General features: G+C 34.7%; 18 protein-coding genes. 12 read left to right on the top strand and 6 right to left on the bottom strand.

All coding sequences use genetic code 11. The features are described 5' to 3' along the window. Positions 1–97: 97 nt before the first annotated feature. On the bottom strand, positions 98–3,613 hold the full coding sequence (locus tag ACNH59_RS09705; RefSeq protein ID WP_418262348.1) for a molybdopterin-dependent oxidoreductase: 3,516 nt from the start codon (positions 3,611–3,613) through the stop codon (positions 98–100). A gap of 165 nt (positions 3,614–3,778) precedes the next feature. Here ACNH59_RS09705 and ACNH59_RS09710 point away from each other — a divergent pair, with 165 nt between their 5' ends. The 7 genes from ACNH59_RS09710 to ACNH59_RS09740 all read left to right on the top strand — a co-directional run bounded on the left by ACNH59_RS09710 (position 3,779) and on the right by ACNH59_RS09740 (position 10,590). Then, positions 3,779–4,483, top strand: a complete 705-nt coding sequence (locus ACNH59_RS09710; RefSeq protein ID WP_418262349.1) for a Crp/Fnr family transcriptional regulator — start codon at positions 3,779–3,781, stop codon at positions 4,481–4,483. A gap of 276 nt (positions 4,484–4,759) precedes the next feature. Next, positions 4,760–6,190, top strand: a complete 1,431-nt coding sequence (locus ACNH59_RS09715) for an alginate export family protein (protein ID WP_418262350.1) — start codon at positions 4,760–4,762, stop codon at positions 6,188–6,190. Positions 6,191–6,223: 33 nt separating this feature from the next. Further along, on the top strand, positions 6,224–7,456 hold the full coding sequence (locus tag ACNH59_RS09720) for a CmpA/NrtA family ABC transporter substrate-binding protein (RefSeq protein WP_418262351.1): 1,233 nt from the start codon (positions 6,224–6,226) through the stop codon (positions 7,454–7,456). A 169-nt stretch (positions 7,457–7,625) separates the two neighbouring features. Next, positions 7,626–8,504: a nitrate ABC transporter permease gene (ntrB, locus tag ACNH59_RS09725; protein ID WP_418262352.1), complete on the top strand. Its 879-nt coding sequence runs from the start codon at positions 7,626–7,628 to the stop codon at positions 8,502–8,504. Positions 8,505–8,558: 54 nt separating this feature from the next. After that, a complete protein-coding gene (locus ACNH59_RS09730) occupies positions 8,559–9,365 on the top strand; it encodes an ABC transporter ATP-binding protein (protein WP_418262353.1) in 807 nt (268 codons plus the stop codon). Positions 9,366–9,595: 230 nt separating this feature from the next. Next, positions 9,596–10,144 (top strand): chlorite dismutase family protein, encoded by a 549-nt coding sequence (locus ACNH59_RS09735; protein WP_418262354.1) that lies wholly within the window; start codon positions 9,596–9,598, stop codon positions 10,142–10,144. A 209-nt stretch (positions 10,145–10,353) separates the two neighbouring features. Beyond that, on the top strand, positions 10,354–10,590 hold the full coding sequence (locus ACNH59_RS09740; RefSeq protein ID WP_418262355.1) for a hypothetical protein: 237 nt from the start codon (positions 10,354–10,356) through the stop codon (positions 10,588–10,590). Positions 10,591–10,687: 97 nt separating this feature from the next. Here the strand turns inward: ACNH59_RS09740 and ACNH59_RS09745 are convergent, their stop codons facing one another. From ACNH59_RS09745 to ACNH59_RS09765, 5 genes are all read right to left on the bottom strand, one after another. Further along, positions 10,688–11,947 (bottom strand): DUF2254 domain-containing protein, encoded by a 1,260-nt coding sequence (locus tag ACNH59_RS09745; RefSeq protein WP_418262356.1) that lies wholly within the window; start codon positions 11,945–11,947, stop codon positions 10,688–10,690. 176 nt (positions 11,948–12,123) lie between these two features. Beyond that, positions 12,124–12,513, bottom strand: coding sequence for a hypothetical protein (locus tag ACNH59_RS09750; protein WP_418262357.1), 390 nt, complete (start codon positions 12,511–12,513; stop codon positions 12,124–12,126). 34 nt (positions 12,514–12,547) lie between these two features. Further along, on the bottom strand, positions 12,548–13,228 hold the full coding sequence (locus ACNH59_RS09755) for an ABC transporter ATP-binding protein (RefSeq protein ID WP_418262358.1): 681 nt from the start codon (positions 13,226–13,228) through the stop codon (positions 12,548–12,550). Next, positions 13,229–14,488 (bottom strand): ABC transporter permease, encoded by a 1,260-nt coding sequence (locus tag ACNH59_RS09760; protein WP_418262359.1) that lies wholly within the window; start codon positions 14,486–14,488, stop codon positions 13,229–13,231. After that, entirely contained in the window at positions 14,485–15,570 is a 1,086-nt protein-coding gene (locus ACNH59_RS09765) for an efflux RND transporter periplasmic adaptor subunit (protein WP_418262360.1), read from the bottom strand. Before ACNH59_RS09765 ends, ACNH59_RS09760 begins: the two co-directional genes overlap by 4 nt. Before the next feature lie 669 nt (positions 15,571–16,239). Between ACNH59_RS09765 and ACNH59_RS09770 the strand changes: the two genes are divergently transcribed. The 5 genes from ACNH59_RS09770 to ACNH59_RS09790 all read left to right on the top strand — a co-directional run bounded on the left by ACNH59_RS09770 (position 16,240) and on the right by ACNH59_RS09790 (position 23,008). Then, entirely contained in the window at positions 16,240–17,895 is a 1,656-nt protein-coding gene (locus ACNH59_RS09770) for an ATP-binding protein (RefSeq protein WP_418262361.1), read from the top strand. Then, entirely contained in the window at positions 17,892–18,524 is a 633-nt protein-coding gene (locus ACNH59_RS09775; RefSeq protein ID WP_418262362.1) for a response regulator, read from the top strand. Before ACNH59_RS09770 ends, ACNH59_RS09775 begins: the two co-directional genes overlap by 4 nt. Positions 18,525–18,639: 115 nt before the next feature. Beyond that, complete coding sequence (locus ACNH59_RS09780; RefSeq protein WP_418262363.1) at positions 18,640–19,017, top strand: hypothetical protein; 378 nt, start codon at positions 18,640–18,642, stop codon at positions 19,015–19,017. 527 nt (positions 19,018–19,544) lie between these two features. Beyond that, on the top strand, positions 19,545–20,687 hold the full coding sequence (locus ACNH59_RS09785; protein ID WP_418262364.1) for a helix-turn-helix domain-containing protein: 1,143 nt from the start codon (positions 19,545–19,547) through the stop codon (positions 20,685–20,687). Between the two features lie 179 nt (positions 20,688–20,866). Further along, the gene (locus tag ACNH59_RS09790; RefSeq protein WP_418262365.1) at positions 20,867–23,008 is read left to right on the top strand and encodes a T9SS type A sorting domain-containing protein; all 2,142 of its coding nucleotides are present in this window, start codon (positions 20,867–20,869) and stop codon (positions 23,006–23,008) included. Positions 23,009–23,086 lie beyond the last annotated feature (78 nt).

Genomic DNA, 23,086 nt, shown 5'->3' on the forward strand with positions numbered 1-23,086 from the left:
TTCAGTTTAAAAGCATTATGTCTTAATTGCTGTTTGGTTTTTCCATTTTCACAACGAGTGACTGTTTACTTATATCTGACTACTGAACACTAATTTTTTAATTACATTTTGCCAATAATTCTTTTACCTCGGTTTTACAACTTCCGCAGCCTAAACCAGCTCCGGTGGTTTTACAGAGTTCTGTAAAGTTAGTACAGCCTCCTTTGATAACTTCTTCGATGTTTCCGCTACCTACTTGGCTACAAGAGCAAACTAATTTACCAATCACGGGTTTTGCAGAACCACCACTTCCTCGAAGCAACATATTTCGTTTGTCTGATAATTCAATTTTGCTTTCAATCATTGTCTTGAATTCCGCAAATTCGTTTTTATCACCCATTAATATGGCCCCTACAAGTAAATCATTTTTGACAATACATTTTTTGTAATAGCGTTTCTTTAAATCAGAGAATACAATTTCTTCATAAGAATCATCATTTTCTGGAATTTCAATATCTCCAATACTGCAGAGGTTGATGTCTTCCAGTTTAAGGATATTCATTAATACAGAGCCTTTGTAAAAACTGCTAATGTCACCACCTATAAAGTTAGCTAAAATATCTGCTTGTTCTTCGGCAGCAGAGGTTATTCCAAACAATTGGTTGTTGAATTCAGCGATTTCTCCAATGGCAAAAATATTAGGTTGAGAAGACTGTAAATATTGATTTACCTTAACACCACGTCCACAAGCGATACCTGTTTCTTTGGCAATTTCAATATTTGGAATCGTTCCAATGGTGTAAACAATCGCGTTAGCAGTTAATATACGTCCACTTTTCAATCCGATTTCGATTTCATTAGGATTGTCTGTTTCAAAAACAGTGCTAACCTCATTGTCAAAGTAGATTTGAATGTCTCTGATTTGCACTTCTTCGGCTAGTAATTTACTAGAAATACGGTCTAACTGACGTTCCATCAAACGAGAAGCTCGTTGGATAATCGTAATTTTTACTTTTTTATGTTTTAAAGCTGCTGCCAACTCAAGCCCTAGTAAACCACCACCTACAATAACAACATGTTGTTCTTCTGCAGGTAATTTAGTGCCATCTAAGTAATTTTTTAAACGGTCGGCATCTTCTTTTTTTCTAATTGTAAAGCGACCTGGTAGATGCAGTTGTGCATTTTCAGGTACGAATGGTCTACTACCAGTAGCTAAAATTAAAGAATCATAGCTGTGGGTGTCTCCATTACTATCAGTAATAATGTTATCTTTTTTGTTGATGTTGTTAATAGCAACACCAGACTTCATGGTAATGTTTAGCTTGCTTAAAGAATCTTGTTTTATCTTTTGTAAACTTTCCCATGAAAGCTCGTCTGTTACATATTCAGGCAACAATACACGGTTGTAAAATGGGTTTTCTTCATTGGAGAAAACTATAATTTCGTCGGTAGTATTGATTTCTCGATAATTTTGAATGAATCTGAAGGCTGCTGCTCCAGCTCCTACCACGGCAATTTTTTGGAACGGTTTTACATATTTGGTTATCGAAACCGTTGTGAATTTAAAATCGGGTTCTTTTGAAATTGGGTCAACAACAGTGTTTGTTAAGTTGTTCGTTCTATTCAAATCATTTTCCAATTGTTTACCCCAGTGCATCGGTAAGAAAACAACTCCTTCCTTAATAGTGTCTGATACCTTAGCTTTTACACGAACTTCACCATTTTTACTTTGTACAACCGTAATGTCTCCGTCTTCAATTCCTGTTTTAAAGGCATCGATTGGGTTGATTTCAAGCATTGGACTTGGGATATGTGATAATAAACGGGATACTTTTCCTGTTTTTGTCATCGTATGCCATTGGTCTCTGATGCGTCCTGTTGTTAAGATGTAAGGATATTTATCACTTGGTTGCTCAGAGGTATTGTCAATAGAGGTAGGTAAGTTGAAAATCGCTTTTTGTGAAGGCGTATAGAACTTTTTGTCTGTAAACAAACGAGGAGTTCCAGGATGTCCGTAGTCAGAAACAGGCCATTGGAAAGTACCTTCGTTTTTCAAACGGGTATAATTTAGAAACGAAATATCAATTTTTGTGTTTTTGGTTAAAGCACAATATTCTTTGTAGATTTCTTCAGTTGAGTTAAAGTTAAACCCGTTGAAGTTCATTTTTTTAGCAAAACGAGTCAGAATTTCAACATCTGAAAGTGCTTCTCCAGGGGCATTGATTCCTTTTGGTAAATAGGAAATACGTCTTTCAGAGTTAGTCATCGTTCCTTCTTTTTCTAACCATCCTGCTGCTGGTAATAACAAATCAGCGTATTTAGACGTGTCAGATTTATGCGAAATGTCTTGAACGACCACAAATTTTGCGTTTCCAAGGGCTTTTTCCACTCTACGTACATCCGGCATACTCACCAATGGATTGGTACAAATAATCCAAACGGCTTTCATTTTACCAGATTCTAAGGCGTCAAACATTTCAGTAGCCGTTAAACCAGGTTTCTCAGAAATAGAATCCACTCCCCAGAAATCAGCTACTTCCTGACGATGCTCAGGATTCGCCAATTCTTTGTGAACAGCTAATAAATTGGCCATTCCGCCCACTTCGCGTCCACCCATGGCGTTAGGTTGACCAGTTAGAGAGAAAGGTCCTGATCCAGGTTTACCCACATGTCCTGTTAACAAAGAAAGATTCAATAAAGCGGTATTTTTGTCCACTCCGATGGCACTTTGGTTCAATCCCATTGCCCACATAGAGATGAAACCTTTGGCTTTGGCAATCATTTCAGCAGCTTGTTTGATTTCGCTGATTGAAATGCCACAAAGTTGCGATGCTTTTTCTAAAGAAGTGTTTGTGATTAACTCTTTATAGGCATTAAAGTTCTCCGTATGGTTTTTGATAAAATCATTGTCAATATATCCTTTGTCAATCAAGCATTTGGCAATCGCATGGTATAAGTAAATGTCTGAACCTGGAAGAATTTGCAAGTGCAAGTCGGCAGTTAAAGCTGAGTCCGTTTTTCTTGGGTCAACAACGATGATTTTAGTTTTAGGATTTTTTTCTTTGTGTTGTTCGATTCTTCTGAAAAGAATTGGGTGACAATAAGCAGGGTTTGCTCCTGTAATTAAGAAAGTATCTGCCAATTCGATATCTTCATAAGCAATTGGCACAGAGTCTTCCCCAAATGTTTTTTTGTAGCCTACTACAGCAGAACTCATACAAAGCCTGGAGTTGGTATCTATATTGTTAGTTTTTAGAAAACCTTTTACTAATTTATTTACGAGGTAATATTCTTCGGTTAAACATTGACCGGAAATATAAAATCCGACACTGTCTGGTCCGTGTTTTTTTATAATTGAAGAGAATACAGCCGCTGCACGATCTAAGGCGTCGTCCCAGCTCACACGTTCTTTAGGGTGTGATTTGCTCCATCTCATTTCAGGATATAGAATTCGGTCAGAAGTGTCATTCACAACATAGTGCAAGTTCATTCCTTTAGAACAAAGCATACCTCTGTTTACTGGGTGGTCTTGATCTCCTTTTACGCTTACTCCATTTTTAGAATCATTGGTGACAATTATTCCACATCCTACACCACAATAGGAACAGGTCGTTTTTATTTCTGAATTTTGCATTGCTGAACTTCTTTGTTGTTACTAAAACTAGGTCTGATTATTTCGACGGTGTAAAAATACGTATTTTTACGTATAAATACGTATTAGTGATACTTTTTTTTCTATTTTTGGTAAAAATTAATATTTGGTACCCATTTATATTGTTATCGTTTAAAATTTCAACTCATGAAAGCAGAATTAGCAATTTGTAGTACGTGTATAAATGAAAATTGTTTTATTAAAAAGCATGTTCATTTAGATCAAATCAAGGAGTATGTTGACAGAAAACATAGTTTTTTGTGTAAAAAAAGCCAGCAGTTTATTATAGAAGGCGCGCCAATTCAGGGTTTGTATTTTGTCTATAAAGGAAAGGTGAAGACTGTAAAAACAGGCATTCATGGACGCGAGCAAATAGTCCGATTTACAAAGGATGGCGATACAGTTGGGTTCAGAGGCTTTGGAACCAGCAAACGATATTTAATTGGTGCTTACGCACTGGAAGATACAGTGCTCTGCAATTTTAGCAATGATGACATGCTTGAAATGTTGCGCTCTATTCCGGAACTGACCTTTGATTTGATGTTGTTTTATGCCGATGAATTAAATAAAAGCGAGAACAATATCAGAAAGATTGCCCAGATGAATGTACGGGAGCGAGTAGTGGATACGTTATTATATATCTATCGAAAATTTGGACAAGCTACGGGTGTTGTAGGAATAGATTTATCCCGAAAAGAAATTGCTGATTTCGCGGGAACTACAGAGGAACAGGTGATTAGGGTGATATCAAGTTTAAAAAAAGAAGGGCTAATCGGTACGGTAGGGAAACGTATTGGGTTGAAAGAAATTGAAAAGCTACAATCAGAACTTAGAGAACATAAGTATTTCTAATTTTTCACAATAAATTTTTTCACTAAAGGGAGCGTCATTACGCTCCTTTTTTATTTTTTAATGCTATAAGTAGGTGTGTAAACTACGTATAGTGCTGTTGTTATGCCCAGTATTTACAGGCTTTTTTTATGGTTTTATGGTTTTTGGCAGTTTTAGAACTCAATTTTTGACTAGAAATAGGGTGGAAAAAAGAGATTTCCGAATGGTTTTTAGATAGTTATTACGTATAAGTACTTATGTAGATTTGCTCCATACAAAACTTAAATATTAATAATTATGGAATTGATTAAAGCAAAAGCACTTTTTTATCAAGGAATTCAAAAAGTGAATGTTTCAAAAGGAAACCTTTCAAAATCTATCTTTTTAGGTATTGCATTTACATTATTAAGTTCTAATGAATCCCAAGCGCAACTTTCGGCAACAGGGCAAATAAGAGAACGTACAGAAATTCGTGATGGTTTTGGGACCTTATCCAAAGACGGACAAAAAGCCGCTTTGTTCAATACGCAAAGAACAAGATTCAATCTAGGTTATTCTGGTTATCGTTTCAAGTTTTTTACAGCTTTACAAGATGTTAGAGTTTTTGGCCAAGATGCTTCTACAAATAATAGAGTCACTACTGATCCTAATGATGGTGTCCTTCTTCATGAAGCATGGTTAGATCTTTCTTTGAAAGACACCATTGATAAATCAGGAAATATTTCTTTGAAAATTGGACGTCAAGAAATTTCATATGATGATCAAAAAATATTAGGTGGATTGGATTGGTTACAACAAGCTAGAAGACATGATGCGATAGTGTTTAAGTATTCTAGAAAAGGTTGGGTTTTTGACGCTGGTTTAGCTTTTAACCAAAATAGAGAACTTTCAACAGGAACAATTTATACTGGTGTAAACACGGCTTATCCAGCAGGAACTAACGGAATTGGTACCATGTATAAATCCTTTCAATACGGTTATTTGAGTAAAAAATTCTTCTTTGGGGACATTTCCTTCTTGTATTTTAAAGATGATTTCAATAGATATTCTAATGTTACTTCTGGAACTCCACCAGTAACGACTAAAGTATATGGAGAGGGGGTTTGGAGTCGTAATACAACCGGTCTTTACTTTAATGTGATGCCTACTAGAAAATTAAACTTAACAGGTAATGCCTATTACCAAGGTGGACACGATAAAGATGGAAATTCAATCAGTGCTAAACTGGCTTCTATTACTGCCACTTATCAAGTGAATAGAAAACTTTTTGTAGGTCCTGGAATTGACTTTTTATCAGGAAATGACGGCACAAAAGCAGCGACTCAAAACAATCGTTTTGATCCATTATACGGAACTCCTCATAAGTTCTGGGGTTATATGGATTATTTCTATGTGGCTAGTGGATTTGGAAGTCAAGGTTTAGTGAACTATTTCTTTAAAATGAAATACAACGCTAAAGACAAGCTGACTTTCTCTGCAGATGTTCACGGATTTGAATCGGCTAATAATTTAGCAGGAGGATTGACGAAATATTTAGGAACCGAATTGGATCTTACAATGAAATACAACATTACTAAAATCATAAATCTTGAAGTAGGCTATTCTGTTATGAAAGCAACTAACACGATGGCTTCTGCAGCAGTAAAAAATGTGACCAATCCTAATTTAACTCCTCAATTTGGATACGTGATGTTGAACATCAAACCAGACTTTTTAGCTAAAAAATAAAACAAATAACAACAATTAAATAAAATTTTTACAATGAAAAAATCCATTCAAAAATCAACAAAGCGTTTTTCAAAAGTGCTGTTGGCAGCGGTAGTAACAGTATTCTCTTTATCAGCAACGAATGTAAATGCACAGGGAGATCCCATCAAATTAGGTTTTATTCCATTGACTGATTGTTCACCAATTGTAATGGCTAAAGAGCTTGGCTTATTTAAAAAGTACGGTGTAGAGGTAATCGTAACTAAAGAATCTTCATGGGCTAATGTTCGTGACAAAATCTTAACAGGAGAGCTAGACGGAGCACACTGTTTGTTTTCAATGCCATTCTCAGTATACACAGGTGTAGGTGGAAAAGCGGGCTCAGAAATGAAAATCGCCATGATGCTAAATGTAAACGGGCAAGCCATTACTTTATCAAATGATTTCTGCGGAAAAGTTGGTTTCAAACAAATGAATAAAGTAGCGCCTGTGGTAGCGGCCAAGTTAAAAGCAGAGAAAGAAGTGACTTTTGCAATGACTTTCCCAGGAGGAACGCACGATTTATGGTTGCGTAACTGGTTAGCCCTTGGCGGAGTGAATCAAAAAACCTCTAAAATTATCACAATTCCACCACCACAAATGGTTGCTAATATGAAAGTAGGAAACATGGATGGATTTTGTGTAGGAGAACCATGGGGTGGAGTAGCGGTGAAACAAGGAATTGGATTTACACAAATTGCTACTCAAGACATCTGGAAAGACCATCCAGAAAAAGCCTTGGTAGTCAATAAAGATTTTCCAGTACAACGTAAAGAAGATCTTAAAAAAGTAATGAAAGCGGTAATGGAAGCTTGTAGATGGTTAGATGTTCCTGCCAATCGCAAAAAAGCAGCAGCAATCATTGGTAAAGCACCTTATGTAAATGCACCAGCCGAGGTTATTGAAAACCGTTTGATGGGTAATTATGATTTAGGTTGTAGTTTAGGAACTGAAATATATGATAATGACTATATGTTGTTCCACAAAGGTGGAATGGTAAATTTTCCTAAAAAATCACACGCTATCTGGGCTATGGCACAATTCGTAAGATTTGGATACTTAAAAGAAGCTCCAAACTACAAAGCGATTGCCGATAAATTAATCTTGCAAGATTTATACAAAGAAGTTGCTTCAAGTATGAAAATCAAAATGCCGGCAGATGATATGAAACCTTTTTCATTAACAATGGACAAAACGGTTTTTGATCCTTCAAATCCAGAAGCGTACTTAAAAGTAGTTAAAAAATAATTTCTAGCAACTTGAAAAAAGCGTTTCAAGTAATCCAAAGAGTACCGCTGAAACGCTTTTTAAACTCAAAAAAAAATCAAACTTCTAGTGTTTTGATTTAAAAATATAATAAAAAAGATTGCCCCCAATCAATTACTACAAAACAATATTAAACTAAACAGATTGCATTATGTCAGAAAGAGAATTAACATTAGGAACACTTGAGGAGGTAAAAAATGCTTCAGCAACTGCTAGCTCAAGTGAAGGAGCCAAAAAATTAAAAGTAATTGGTGAAAAGATAGTAGAAAAGTCTAAATCAATATCATTTGCAGCTTTAGGATTATTCATCGTTGGAGGATTCTGGGAATTATTAAGCAGTATTACCAAAGATGCGCTGCCAGGACCCATCGCTACCTTAACCGTTTTATACGAAATGGTTAGCGATCCGTTTTATGATTATGGACCGAACGACAAAGGAATCGGATTGCAATTATTCAATTCCATCAAAACAGTATTAACAGGTTTCTTTTTAGGTTCTTTAATTGCTATTCCAATTGGAATATTAATGGGAGCCAGCACGGTAGCCAAACAAATATTTTACCCAATTGTACAATTGTTAAAACCAGTTTCGCCATTAGCGTGGTTTCCAATTGGACTAGTAGTATTCAAAGATACAGGTTTGGCCACCGTATTTATAGTATTCATCACATCTTTATGGTCTACCTTGATCAATACGGCATTCGGAATAGCCTCTTTGCCACAAGATCATAAAAATGTAGCCAAAGCATTTGGATTTTCTACCATGAGATACCTAACCAAAATCCTAATTCCGTTTAGTTTGCCACACATTATCACAGGATTGCGTTTGTCTATCAGCGTAGCTTGGTTGGTAATCGTAGCAGGCGAAATGTTATCAGGAGGTGCTGGAATTGGATTTTTTGTATGGGACAGCTGGAACGCTCTAAGTCTCGAAAAAGTAATATCAGCCATCATCATCATCGGGGTCGTTGGATTGCTTTTTGATAAATTATTTACCTATATCGAAAACAAAGTAGCTTATAAAGCATAAAAGGCACTAAGTGTCTAAAATCGAGAACAGTCAAAAATCCTAAAATTAAACATCATGAGTTACTTAGAAATAAAAAACCTAGAAATATCATTCCCAACACCAAAAGGTAAATACACAGCCGTAAGAGATATTAATTTATCTATTCAAAAAGGCGAAATCATATCCATCATTGGACATTCAGGATGTGGAAAATCAACTATTTTAAACGCAATTGCAGGAATGCTAAACCCATCGGAAGGTTCCGTTGTTTTAGACAATCAAAATATCAAAGGACCAGGACCAGACCGTGGCATCGTTTTTCAAAATTATTCGCTATTACCATGGTTAACCGTTTATCAAAACATTTTTCAAGTGGTAGACTCGGTAATGAAATGTTCTACTGAAGAGAAAAAAGCCATCGTAGACAACAATCTGAAAATGGTGAATTTATATGAACACAAAGACAAACTTCCGGGACAATTGTCAGGTGGAATGAAGCAAAGAGTTGCCATTGCTCGTGCTTTTGCTATCAATCCAGGAGTTTTGTTGATGGACGAGCCATTTGGAGCTTTAGACGCTTTAACCAAAGGTTCGATGCAGTTAGAAGTGTTGAAATTGTGGAACTTAGACAACCGTGAAAAAACCATTATCATGATTACACATGATATCGAAGAAGCCTTGTTTTTGTCGGATCGAATCGTTGTTTTGAACAACGGGCCAGCTTCTACCATTCGTGAGATTGTTGAGGTGCATTTGCCAAGACCAAGAAACAAAATCGAAATCGTAAAAATGCCCGAATACATCGAGCTTAGAGATAAATTGTTACACCTATTAACTGATAAGTTCTCTATCGAAGACATGGGAATGAAATATAAAAGTTAGTTTAATTTGTTTTGTTTGTTTTTTAAATCCCTATTGCACTAGAACAATAGGGATTTTCTTTTTTGTGTTTTAGCCTGTTTTAACTTGCTGAAAAGCAGTTTATTAATTGGTTTAGAACGGCTGCTACCTATGAATACTTGACTATATTTAGGTTGTAATAATATTTGGAGTATTCGATAAATATAGAATTCTTTACAAGCGCGATTCATAACTCATAAAATAAATCTTTCATGAATAATACAACTTTTGATTTTATAGGAGGAAAAACTGGTGATTGGAAAGTAGTAAAAATGACAACCTTAAAAGGAGATTCTTTGCCTAAAGTCACTCATATTGATAAAATTCAAAGTTCGCTTATCAATCGGTTTGAGGGGATTTGGTCATTGAAAGGGATTATTAGCAACCTTCGCTATACGGAAAAATCAGATAAAGAAAAACTAGCTGCAGTTCAAGAAGATTTGGGACGTCCGCAAGCCACTTACGCAGCACTAATTCCCATTCGAAAAAATGAAGCTTGGTGGAATCTAGCCCAAGATGAACGTCGGAAAATCATGGAAAATCAATCGCGACATACCCACATAGGCATGCAGTATTTACCCGCAATAGCCCGTAAATTATTTCATTCCAGAGATATAGGAGAGCCTTTTGATTTTTTGACTTGGTTTGAATTTGCCCCCGAAGATGAAGCGGCTTTCAATGAATTATTAAGCAAATTACGCCAATCAGAGGAATGGGAATACGTAGATCGCGAAATTGATATTCGGATGAAAAGAGTGTAGATGCTTTTGAAAAAGAATAAGCTTTAGATTGAAAAAAGATTGCTATTTCAACAATGTGGAAGTAAGGGTTGTTTTGTAAGTTGTTGGTTTTTAATGTTTTTTGAGGTTGATGTGTGAATGATGTAAGTAATTGTCGTAATTTTATAACAAAGGTGTAGCTTTTTAAAAGCACCTTTGTAGCATAATACTAATCTTTTAAAATTGACCAAATGAAAAATAATAAAACACAAAAAATTATCGGATTCTTTTCTTTAGTTGTAATGTTAATGGCTATGGGATGTAAAGACAAAGCTCCTGAAAAAGAGGTAATTGTTATGCCTGAAAAAACAACCATTATTGAAAAAGAAACAACAGTGTCAGATAGCACTTCTGGTACAAGCATCAGTGTAGATAAAGATGGGGTAAATGTAGAATCTGAAAAATTAGATGTGAAAGTAGGGAAGTAATACTGCTATACTCAAAGTAAATATTGGATAAAATCAACGAAAAACTCAAAGGCTGTTTAGTCTTTGAGTTTTTTATTTGAATCGGATGTGCTGAAATTTACTTACTAAAAAGACAATGTTCTTTTAGATTTTCGAGATCATTTTCAAACTGCATCGCTAATTTTGCTCTATTAAAAGCTTCTTTAGCAAATTGTGTTGCTGATTTTTTTATAGCATCGTTGTCAATGGTTCCCAAAGAAGTATATGTTTTTTGTAAACGCAACATCACCTCAATATTATCGGCACCATCTCTGGAAATAGGGCGGAAGGCATCGTCAAAAAAATCTTCCATACTAATATCCTGTACTTCTACGCGATCATAAAGGACTTCTTCTTTTTCCGTTTTAGATTTTTTTTCTTGGTTCCACAGAAAAAACAGTCTTTCATGACTACCAATAATTTGAATGGCAGTTCCAGGGTCATTAATTCCTGGGGATAAGGCTCTACTGGCAATTTCACTTAAAGCAATCAAGCCAAATCGAGGATCTTCGTCGAAAATTCTAGTCGTCCCAACATGAATGGTATTGTTTATTTTTTTGGCTATCATCTCTAACTCTAGATTTTGGTCAGAACGAACGTAAGCGATGACGAAATGGTCGTGGACGAATTTTCCAGGAATACAATTGAGTCTCATTTTTAAATCCAAATCCTTAGCAATAGCTTGTAATTCTTCCATATTGATGTGCTGCACATAGCCTACAGAGTTCGCAGTTATAGCAAGGCTGTCGGGGAAATCTCCACGGATTGGCAAGGCTTTTAAATTGGGATGCGATATGTATTCGGTTAATGATTTAGCTGCTACAGTTTCAATTTGATTGATGGTATGTTCTAATCGTCCCAGTCTTGAAATTCGGTCAACCCATCTTAAAAATGTGAGGATGACTACTGTAAATAATAGAATGGTGAATAAAAATAAAATAAAACGGCCTGCTTTGCCATAATATTCATTGTTAAGCGCAATCGTAGCTACGATACTAAAAATGAAGGCACCAATAAATACAGACAGCGCATTTTGAGATACATCATCAGTAACCACAATTTTAAACGACCTTGGAGTAGCGGTAGTACTTGCATTGGAAAAGGCCGAAATCATAGAACCCACCGCAAAGATTGAGATGACTAACATACTCGAAGATATGGTGTCCAGTAATGCTTTTATAGAGTCGATGGAAATATCGGGTATGTTTTCATTAAACCCAAAACCATCTGCTTGATGGGCAAATAAGGCCCCAATGACTGAAAAAACACAAAAAAGCAACGGTCTAAACCACAGTTTTTCTCGAATCTTTAGGATGTAAATACGGATGTTTTTTTTCACGACAGATTTTTATTAGTTTGTTAAAGAGAGAAATGTACTAGGTCATTGCTTTCAATTTTAGGGTTTTAAAAATAGTGAATAAATCTTGGTTATAAGGCATCCACAATGGAAATATGAAGAGTTTGCCATCTTTTGAAGTTCTTAAAAAAAACTTTCTTAAAGAAAACCGAGCTGTTTTAGGATGTTATTCTAGGATCGATATAACTATTTTGCTCTAGCATGATGGTTTCGTCTAGGTATTCAATAACCACTCTGTTTTGTTCGAATTTCAGCATTAAGGCAAGGGCTAATTGCTCAATTTCAATTTTGAGTGTTTTTCTTTTGAGTTTAAATTTTGGGTAGTTGATAAAACTTAATTTCAAATGAGGTTCTACTCGGCCTCTCATCACTATCGTGCATTCAGTAACAGCTGCGCTTAAGTAGATACTTTTTTTGGTAATAAGACCATCTTGAAATTCTTGAATAAAGGCAATTACCTCCGATTTTTCAATTTCAGTATTTTTATAGCCAAGCTCTAGTCCTAAGGTTATGGTAGCAGAGAAGGGTTTTACAGCAATTCTATTCATTAGTTTTAGTTTAAAATTAAAAAAAATAAATTGGTTACGAAATTAATCGGCCATCATCCATTTGGATAATGCGAGATGTTTTTTCTGCAAAAGTTAAATCATGCGTTACAATTAAAAATGTTTTTTTGTAAACCGTAGTGAGTTCTTTGAAAATATCAAAGACAATTTCAGTGTTTTTATTGTCTAGATTCCCAGTGGGTTCATCGCACATCAAAATTAGGGGATCATTGATCAAGGCACGGGCAATGGCAATCCGTTGTTTTTCTCCACCCGATAATTGGTAGGCCATGCGGTGTGCTAGATGTTCGATTCCTAAGTTTTTTAATAAAGATAATGCTTTAAACTCCAGTTCTTCCTCCGTCATTTTATTGGCTTTGTAACCTGGAATCATTACGTTTTTAAGAACTGTGAGCTCATTAAGTAAATAATGAAATTGAAAAACAAAGCCTATTTTTTCATTGCGCACCCAAGCCAGTTCTTTTTCGGTTTTGTGTTCCATATTTTCATTATCGATATACAAATTTCCTTGGTAATCCGTATCCATGGTAGAAAGAATGTACAAAAGGGTAGATTTCCCACAACCTGATTTTCCTATGATGGATGAAAATTCCCCTTTGTTAATACTAAAGGAAACATCTTTCAAAACATCAATTTTCACGGGGTCATGAAAGGATTTGTAAATTGACTTTGCTTCTATGATTTTATTCGTTTCCATTTATTTTCCTCTAATGATTATCACGGGGTCCATTTTACTAGCTTTTTGTGCAGGAAACCAACCAGATAAATAAGTAGTAATAGTGGCAAATGTTACCGCAATCAGATAATACAAAATATTGTAATCCACCGGATAAGTTGTTATCGTAGGTAATGCGGCGGTGTTAAACGGAATGCTATCGATGGCTAAGCAAAGCAAAAATCCAAAAATTGCTCCTGCAATAGCTCCCGCAATTCCGATGCTTAAAGCGATGGTGATGAAAATCTGTTTGACATCAGAACCAGCAAACCCAGTTGCTTTCAAGATGGCAATGGTGTCCATCTTTTCATAAATCATCATGTTGAGTATGTTGTAGATTCCAAATCCCGAAATGATGAGTAGGGTAATGCCCACAGCATAAGAAATGGTAGATCTAACGCTGCTCCCTGTTTCAAAATCGGCATTTGCGGTTTGAATGTCTTCTGCGTCTAATTCGAAAAGTTTTTCATATTCACGTGCTATGGCTGGTGCTTGGTTCATGTCATGCAGTTTGATTTGGATTTCGTTGATATAGCTAGTCGATACGCCCAGCAGTTTACGAGTGGTAGAAAGACTGGCGTAACTTTGTACATTATCCAATTCTGCAATTCCTGATTGGAAAAAACCTACTACTTTCAATGAAAATTGTTCGCCACCTGTAGTTGTAATGGTAATTACATCTCCCAGTTCTGCTTGCATTTTATTGGCAGCGCCCTTACCCAGTATAATGCTATTGCTTATATTGATAAGGTCTAGGTAATTCCCTCCAATAATATAATCATTTAGTGAAAAAAGTTTGGCTTCTTGCTCGATATCAACACCGTTGATGACACCGTTTAGGTTAATAGCTCCCAGACTGTAAAAAACCTGAGCCGTAACTTTAGGAGCGATACCTAACAATCTTTTGTCAGTGGATAGGGCATTTATTATTTCTCCCGCATTGTAAATTTCTTTTCTAGCATTGTCCGGTTTGATGGAATGAACAAAATTGTGGTACTGCAAGTAATCGGTCGACAAATCAATGGGCTGATTTGTAGAATGCTTGATGTCATTGTACAATCGAACATGAGGAGTACGGTTGAGAATCATGCCATCCAGTAAGCGGTTTAAACCTTCCATAAAACCTAATAATGCAACGAAAAGAGCAATGCTAAAAGTGACTCCAATAGCCGCAATTAAGGTTTGTCTCCATCGAGCAAACATTATAGCATATGAAATCTCTGTGATGTGTTTGATTCTCATTTCTCTGCTTTTATAATTTTAGATGATGATGTTAGCCCTTTTTTTATTTCAACCAAATTGTAATCCATTAAACCGGTTTCGATTTTTTGAATAGTACCATTCTCGAGTCTAACAGAGCTGTCGTTCAGTAGGTAATTTCTAGGGATAGTGAGCACATTCTTCTTGGTGCTAATGACTATATTGGCTTCCAAAGTCAAGTTAGGAAATAGTTTTTTTGGTTTTTTTGTAAAAAGGGCTTCCGCTTTAAAAGTTCTGGTTCTTTCATCCATCATGGGGTATACAAATGTTATAGTTGCTTCATATACTTCGGATTTGTAACTGTCCATACGGACAAAAACCTTTTGACCTTCCTTTATTTTTACGATATCTATTTCGTCAATTCTTAGTTCAATTTCAAAATCATTTTCGCCTATGATGGCAAGAGGGGCCAAGTTGCTGGTTTGTTCCCCTTGTTCGATGTTGATTTTGTATACAATTCCGTCAACTTTACTTTTTATGATAAAATCATCTTCGACAAATTGTGCAATTTTCAAATTGTTTTTACTTATTTTAGAAGCCAATACTAATTCTCGTTCTAAATCATCATGCCTTAGTTTGGCAGCTGTTAAACTAGCTTTTGCATTTTCATAATTAATTTCTTTTTGTTCCAATTCAATTTGACTACCGATTTTATTTTGCCACAGTTTTTTAAGTCTAGCAAAAATTAGCGAATCATTAATTAGTTTTTTTTGAGCTAATTGGAGTTGAATTTTAGCTTCTTTTAATTTGTCACGATTGATGGCCAAAGCCTCGTTATTGGCAGTAAGTCGCACATTTTCGGTGGCTATTTTTACATCTTTTTGCTCCATTTGAAATAGTGGTGTTCCCTTATTGATGGTCGCACCCTCTTTAATAAATATATTTTCAACAATGCCCCCTGTTTTACTATATACCTCGTATTGATTTTTACTTTTAATAATTCCAAAGGCATACACACTTTCGGTAATATTAGTCACCATTGGAGAAATGGTTTCATGATCATCTTTGCAAGAAAAGCTGATGAAACATAAGCTAATCATCCATAAAAAGTAGGTTTTGCTCATCTGTACATGTATTATGGTTAAGGAAATTATTCTATCAACCTGTATAACAAGCAATTTACTGAGAATTTATTAGATAAAAGAACCCTGCTCTTTAAAATGTGTAGGTTTTAATTTCGAATAATGGCATTTGCAATCTAAAAACAGGGTCTGCCGTGGATTTTATGAAGCTATGTTCACTGTTTTAGAAAAGCATCCATTTGCTTTTCTTATAAAATGGTTATAGATAGAATTGGTTGTGTTTTGCTATATAGTATGTGATGTACGAAGGAAGTGAACCAAGTCTAAAGATTGTGTAAATTTGGGGGATTAGGTAAGTTTGTAAGCTGTAGCTATATTTTGTATTAGTAATCGTATTTGTTTCAGTCGATAGGATTTTTTAAAATTAAAACAGTTATTTTTATAAAAAAATGAGGCTAATTGGGGCATTACGATTAAGTTTGGTTAGAGAAGTGCCGTTTCTAGAATTGGTTGCTTTTGAATCAACGTTTATCGGGTTATTGGTCGTATGTTTGTCTAATCTACTTTTAAAATAGTTGGTTCAAACTTTAAGTGTTACATAAGAAATCGATTTGCGATCTGGTAGTTTTAAAGATATTTTTCAATTGATTTTAAAACTACGATTGCTTTAATGCTAAATAAATATTATCTAAATCTTTAAAATAGATTTTAATGAACATCAAAACATTAATACTAATTATAATTAATAGTTTAATTGCCTTAGTAATTACGGTCTTGTCTTTTTCATCATACAAACAGTTTTCAAATGTTTTGAATGAACGGGTTTTACTGCAATTAAATTCCATTAAAACACTCAAGAAAAACCAGATTGAACACCTTGTAAAATCAGAATGGGAAAGGTTTGAGAACTCGGACTTGTACAACGATAGTATTGATACTACCATATTAAAGCTTCCGGATAGTATTAAAGATAGGAAAGGAATTCACGATTTTACACCCTACCATGCTGATCATAAAACTACGATAGGATTTGTCTCTAATTCTAAAAAAGGGATATCGATTAAAATTTTAGATTATAACAAAATAAAAAAAATACTTCTTGAACGCACAGGTATGGGGAATAGTGGAGAATCTTATCTTGTGGGTGAAGATTTTCGAATGCGTTCCCAATCTCGTTTTTATCCCAATAAAACCCCGTATTCCTTAACTGTTAAAACAAAAGGTGTGACAAATGCTTTTAAAGGAATAAATGGCAGAGGTGTATTCAAGGATTATAGGGGTATTGATGTGTATAGTGTGTATAGTCTTATAGAGGTTTCAAATTTAAAGTTGGTTATTTTATCAGAAATGGATGTTGATGAAGTAACCATCCCTTTAAAAAAATTAAAGGAAAGACTTATAGGTTTAACACTTGCTATTTTTTTACTAGCGGTTATGCTTTCTCTTTTTCTAACAAGAATCATTACCAACCCAATAAAAAATATGCGCAATAGTCTCCGAGTTATGGCCCAAGGAGATTACAATCAAAGCAATGAATTTATAAAAAATTCTATTGAAATAAAGGAAATGTTTGATGCCTTAGCGAATTTGAAAGCTTCTTTGCAAGGGGCTTTGCAATTTTCGGATGCGATTGGTAAAATGAATTTAAATACAGATTACCAGCCTAAAAGTTCAAGTGATCTTTTAGGGAAAAGCCTTTTAGCGATGCGAGATAAGCTCATAGAGTTTAGAAATAATGAAGAAAATGCCAGAATGATATCCAAAAGGATGTTGGTAAACGGTATGGAAGATGAAAGACGCCGACTTTCTCAAGAGCTTCATGATGGTGTAGGCTTGTATTTAACCTCTTTGAAGCACTACATTGAAAATAAGGTGGAAGATGAAGTACAGAAAACAGAAATGAAAAAAATAGTAGACGATACCATTTCAGAAATCAGATTGATGTCAAATGCCTTGATGCCTGCATCGATTGATGATTTTGGAATTGGAAATACTTTAACTAACTTTATTGAAAGTCTTAAAAAATCAACAACGGTAACGATTGAATACGAAGATTTAACCAAGCAGGAAAATTCAAATATCACAAACCAGCAGGCTATTAATCTTTTTAGAATAAGCCAAGAGCTGATCAATAATTCATTAAAACATTCTAAGGCGAAAAACATCCGAATTACCCTTTCAGAATTTGATGAATTTATTTCTCTTTTTTATTTTGATGACGGTATTGGTTTTGATGTCAGCACTGTCAAATTAGGTTTAGGAATTATTAACATCAAAGAACGTGTCGGAATTTGCAATGGTACAATTACAATCAATCCCGCACCTGGAAGTACAACCTTTGAAATTGAATTACCCATAGAATTATGAACGAAATCAAATTAATAATAGCTGACGATCATGAACTTTTTCGAAAAGGGCTGGCTGAGCTCCTAAGAAAACATGACGACATAAAAATAGTTAGGAGTGTTGCTGATGGTATAGAATTTATGGATTTGGTAAACAGCCCGTTTGAAGCCGATATCGTATTGCTGGACATTACGATGCCCAATATGGATGGTTTTCAGGTTTTAAATGAATTAAAGAATCTAAATTCTAATATAAAACCTATTGTAATTTCGATGCATAATGACGGTAATTACATTGCAAAATGTGCTAAAATGGGTGCTCATGGCTACCTGTTGAAAAATACAGATGAATCTGAATTAATCCTTGCCATACGAATGGTTGCTAAAGGGAAAAAATATTTTAGTGCTGAGATTTCTGAAAAAATGATCAACTTCATGTCAAACCAAAGTATTAGTGAGAATGTTTTGTCCAATAAGGAGACCGAAGTTTTAGGATTAATTGCTAAGGGCTTAACGACCAAAGAAATTGCTGCTAAGCTATTTGTAAGTTCCCGTACTATAGAAACCCATCGTGCTAATATTCTAAAAAAATTAGAAGTGAAAAATACCGCCGAACTCATTAAAAAAGCAACAAAAATGAACTTGGTATAATGCGTTTAAAACACCTAATATCCGTATTTATACGGATGCAAATTGGGTAAATTCTCCTAATCCTAAAAGCCTATTACTGAATGTATCTTTGTAAAGAACATTAAAAGTAATAGCCATGAAAACAATAGTAATGATTTTAGGAGTTTTATTAATTTCTTTTAGTGCATTTGCACAAGCGGAAACTAGTGTAAAACAGAGTGATTTAAAAGGCCCAGCTTACAAAAATTATAAATCTTGGACGCACAAAGCAGTGCCAACTAAAGTATATACTAACAACAATAAAAAAGAGCTAAAAGGTCCAGCTTATAAAAATTATCAAGTTGCTAGAGATAATTCAAACAAGGACTTAGTTTTAGTGAGTACCGTTGGTAATGAAAGACAAAATTTAACTGGTCCAGCATATAAAAACTATGGACCTTGGGTGAAAACAGCAAATAAGGATGATGCGAGCACTCAAGTAGGAAGTACTTCCACTAAAGAGGATAATTTATAGTGCTGTGATTTTGAAGCAATCAAATTAAAATTATCAGTTAAGTTAGTTTCAAAAATTAGACTGTATCCAAAAGTTTAGATAAATTTTTTAATTAGTTTTATTAAGATGAGTTCGATCATGTATCGGGCTCATTTTTTTTTTAAGTTTTGAGATATTAAATTAGTCTTTTGCTTAAAGCTTACTTTAAATGGATTAAACTTGTTATTCACCTTATGTGAAGGACCAATCTTTGCGGGCTCAAAGTCGGGAGACCTTGCCAATAGTACTAATAAACTTAAGTACTCTTAGGGGAGCCTTTAGATTTTCCTAAAGAAAGCAACAGCAATTAACTTTTACTTTATTAAAAATAAATCGCCATAAGTTTGATTCTTTAGTCGGAATTTGTATTTTCGAAACCTTAGGTGATTTAAATAATTGTTTATTGCTCAGGCAGCGAAACAATTTTGCCGTTTTCTCGATTGTTTTTTCGATAGAAATCACTTCTAAAAAAGCTGTTAAGTTTCACCAACTAGCATTAAATAAAAAGAATGAAAGAGAACATCATATATACGATTCTGAATATTCTTGCCGTATTCAATATTGTGGTGTTGTGTACTTTTCTTTTAATTAGGAAAAATAATAGCTATCCTAATTACCTTTTAGCTGTAATATTTGCGATTCCGGGCTTATACTTTTTTGATAATATTTTGATTAATACAGGACTGATTCATTCGGCACCTTATTTTTTCTTTTTTGTCCAAATGATAGCCAATTTATTTCCAATTACGGTATATAAGTACCTGCACATTTTAATTGGAAATACTAAAAAGATTAAGTCCTATCTAGTTATTGCTTCGGCTGTTACAATTTTGTTTAGCGTGGTATTACTACTAGACTTCTGTTTGCTTAGTTCAACCGAGCAAACAAACTACATCAATCACTTGAGCACAGATGAGTATCCAAAAATTATGGATATGTATAATGTTGTGTTTTACATCTGCCAGATGATTTATCTGGTAGAATTATTTATCGATATTAAAAAATATCGAATTGCGGTTAAAAATAATTTATCTGCAACCGAATCAGTAAAGTTGTTGTTTGCCCGACAATTTATTTTGCTCATGGCAATACTTAACTTCTTGTTGGTAGTATTCTATATTTTGTTACCCGCAAATATTGTTGATTATGGTGTATTACCAGTAGTAATGACAGTGATTTATTTGTTTGTCATTACTTTCTCTATCAAAAACAACGCTATTTTTAGCCATGAATCCTTTAATGCTCTGGTCGCTGAGAACAAAAGAATTACAGAATATACTAGTTGTAAATCGACCAATTGGATACAAGATGGCCGATGGGACAGTACCATTACTGTCTTGGAAGAATTGATAAAAACCGACAAAGTGTTCAAAGACAACAAACTTAATTTGACGACACTTTCGGACATGGTGGAAGAACAACCTTATATAGTTTCGCAAATTTTGAATCAACATTTTAAAAAATCTTTTTTTGATTTTATAAATGAAGCGCGCGTCGATGAAGCCATCATCTTGTTGAAAACCTTCGATTCAAAAGTGGACACAATCGAGAATATTGCCTCCGAAGTTGGGTTCAATAGTAGAGCCTCTTTTTATAGGTCTTTTAAAAAAGTAACAGGCAAAAATCCAACCGACTTTGTCTTACTATCTTAATTGATTGATACACAGTGTTATAATTTTGCCTCATGTTCTAAGATGAGACAAGTTTTCTAGAAAATGCTAACACATATCCTATAATTTTGTAAAAAGTAGATGATTAAAAAAACAATCTATTTTTTATGATACTAGATTATAGTATGTATTTAAGTTACATTTTTTGAAAACAAACCACTATGAAACAACTTTTACTATTAGGAAGTATTTTACTGATTGCTCTAACTGGGAAAGCGCAAATTATAAATCATCCCGAATCATTTGATGGGTATGGATGGGGCAAAAAAAGCAATAGTTCTATTGTTTTGTCTGCTGGGAAATATTCAGAATCCTATATTATCAATTATGATTTAAGCAATGGTAGTTTGACCTATCTAAACGATAGCAATAATCAGCGATTAAACAACTTTGTTATGATTGGTGATACAGGCTTTGCAACTACTGGTACAGGAAGTTATCAGTACACTACCAATAATTGGCAAAGTTTTACCCAAAGTGCCATTCCGTTTGATAAAATTATAACGACTAATTCTGGTTTTTTTGGAAGAAAAAAAATATCAACATCGACAGGCGAATACTATCATTCTCCAGATGGTAATACTTGGTCATTGGTTAAAACCACAATTTACAGCCCTATCAGTTATAAAGATGGAAAAACGTGGATTGTAGCAAAACCTAGTGATTTAGATGTTAGTACAGACGGCGGGCTCACTTTTACCAATAAAAAACCTGTTGGAGCTTCTTCATCAAATTTAAGTGAGTTTATTCCTTTGGATGCCTTAACTGGGATAGGAATAGTATCTGCAAGTAGTTGGTTTTATACCACTAACGGAGGAGATAGTTGGACTGCCTTTAGTAGTTTTCCTACCAATGCTACTTTTGTCTATGCCCCAAATATAAATACCATTTATGCGAACTTTACAACTACGGGTTTGAAGGTCAGTGTAGATAAAGGACTTACATGGCAAGCCTCAACGATTCCGATGCCAAAAAACACTCCCGCAAGACTACATGAAGTTGGGAATTACTTAGTAAGCCAAATTAGCTGGAACGGTCAATTTGCAACCTATTTTTCAGAAGGCATAGGCTTGCCTTGGACCCAATTGCAACAACGAGTTACCAGGACGAGTTATAATGATGTTTCCTTTTATAATAACAAAGGGATAATTGTTGGGAATAGTGGTAATTATAGCTACACACATGACAGAGGCAAAACCTACACCCCATCTACAACTGCTCTGGGAACCCAAGATTTAAAAGCCTGCGAAGTTTTTAATGAAACATTAATGGTAGTAGGAGACAGGCAAAGCAATATATACGTTTCGAATGATGCAGGATTAACTTGGAATAAAAGGTATTCAAATGGGGTAAACTTGATATCAAGAAAATTTAGAGCATCGGCGGATTTATCAACGATAGTACTGTTTCGAAATGGACAAAATCTAATTTCAAAAGATCAAGGTGTAAGCTGGAACATACTAGGAAGTCTAGGAGGTTCATTTGATGGTACGGTGACAGCTTCTGGAAAATTGTTAATTGTTTCTGGAGCCAATATATTGGAAATGAATAAAACAAATGGAAGTACAACTACCGTTCAAACAATTACAGAGCCCAATATACAAGGGGTTATTTTAGAAATGGTTGATGATAATACTGGATACATAATTGCTACGAATTCCACTGATTCCACAACTTTAATTTTTAAAACGACTGATGGCTGGTCAACCTATGCTAAGGTTGGAACGATAAACTCTTTAATAACTGTCGCGCCCAACCCTAATGTACCAAGTTTTACGGTTGCACTGAATTTGTCTTTACATCTTGCAGGACCAAACAATCTATATATCAACCGTTATAACACTTCTGATGTATCTGTAAGCAACAATACGATTTACAAAAGTAGTGATGGCGGTGCTTCTTGGACAACAGAGTTAATAGTGCCCTATAAACAAGGAGGGTCTACAGATAAAATGCAAGGCATGCACTATTTTTCAGCAGAAACGTTTGTGTCAGTATGGGAAGACGGAAGAATAGTTCAAAATACCCCTGATAACACTCCTTTAAGTGTGGCAGAGAAGAATTTTGTCAATCAGTCTGTTTTAGTATTTCCAAATCCAGCTTCAACTGTAATTACTATTCAGTCAAGTGAAAACATGGAGCAAGTTCAATTAGTTGATATGAATGGAAAATTGATGCGTACACAAGATGTAAAAAGTCAGCAACATCAATTGAATATAGCGGATTTGCCTTCTGGAATGTACTTTTTAAAAATAAAAACAGAACATAGAACTGAAATTAAAAAGATCCTCAAACAGGATTAGCATTGATTCAGAATTACATTAAAATCAAATTTGAAAGACTTGTTAATAGTATCAAAACCACATAATTGAATTGTAACC

The sequence above is a fragment of the Flavobacterium faecale genome (genome assembly GCF_048320115.1).
GTDB classification, from domain to species: domain Bacteria; phylum Bacteroidota; class Bacteroidia; order Flavobacteriales; family Flavobacteriaceae; genus Flavobacterium; species Flavobacterium faecale_A.

Bases quoted from the DNA above. Each gene is read 5' to 3' on its own strand.
- ACNH59_RS09710 (WP_418262349.1), top strand. From the start codon at position 3,779: ATGAAAGCAGAATTAGCAATTTGTAGTACGTGTATAAATGAAAATTGT.
- ACNH59_RS09770 (WP_418262361.1), top strand. From the start codon at position 16,240: ATGAACATCAAAACATTAATACTAATTATAATTAATAGTTTAATTGCC.
- ACNH59_RS09720 (WP_418262351.1), top strand. From the start codon at position 6,224: ATGAAAAAATCCATTCAAAAATCAACAAAGCGTTTTTCAAAAGTGCTG.
- ACNH59_RS09740 (WP_418262355.1), top strand. From the start codon at position 10,354: ATGAAAAATAATAAAACACAAAAAATTATCGGATTCTTTTCTTTAGTT.
- ACNH59_RS09775 (WP_418262362.1), top strand. From the start codon at position 17,892: ATGAACGAAATCAAATTAATAATAGCTGACGATCATGAACTTTTTCGA.
- ACNH59_RS09790 (WP_418262365.1), top strand. From the start codon at position 20,867: ATGAAACAACTTTTACTATTAGGAAGTATTTTACTGATTGCTCTAACT.
- ACNH59_RS09785 (WP_418262364.1), top strand. From the start codon at position 19,545: ATGAAAGAGAACATCATATATACGATTCTGAATATTCTTGCCGTATTC.
- ACNH59_RS09780 (WP_418262363.1), top strand. From the start codon at position 18,640: ATGAAAACAATAGTAATGATTTTAGGAGTTTTATTAATTTCTTTTAGT.
- ACNH59_RS09755 (WP_418262358.1), bottom strand. From the start codon at position 13,228: ATGGAAACGAATAAAATCATAGAAGCAAAGTCAATTTACAAATCCTTT.
- ACNH59_RS09715 (WP_418262350.1), top strand. From the start codon at position 4,760: ATGGAATTGATTAAAGCAAAAGCACTTTTTTATCAAGGAATTCAAAAA.
- ACNH59_RS09760 (WP_418262359.1), bottom strand. From the start codon at position 14,488: ATGAGAATCAAACACATCACAGAGATTTCATATGCTATAATGTTTGCT.
- ACNH59_RS09765 (WP_418262360.1), bottom strand. From the start codon at position 15,570: ATGAGCAAAACCTACTTTTTATGGATGATTAGCTTATGTTTCATCAGC.
- ACNH59_RS09735 (WP_418262354.1), top strand. From the start codon at position 9,596: ATGAATAATACAACTTTTGATTTTATAGGAGGAAAAACTGGTGATTGG.
- ACNH59_RS09750 (WP_418262357.1), bottom strand. From the start codon at position 12,513: ATGAATAGAATTGCTGTAAAACCCTTCTCTGCTACCATAACCTTAGGA.
- ACNH59_RS09705 (WP_418262348.1), bottom strand. From the start codon at position 3,613: ATGCAAAATTCAGAAATAAAAACGACCTGTTCCTATTGTGGTGTAGGA.
- ACNH59_RS09730 (WP_418262353.1), top strand. From the start codon at position 8,559: ATGAGTTACTTAGAAATAAAAAACCTAGAAATATCATTCCCAACACCA.
- ntrB (WP_418262352.1), top strand. From the start codon at position 7,626: ATGTCAGAAAGAGAATTAACATTAGGAACACTTGAGGAGGTAAAAAAT.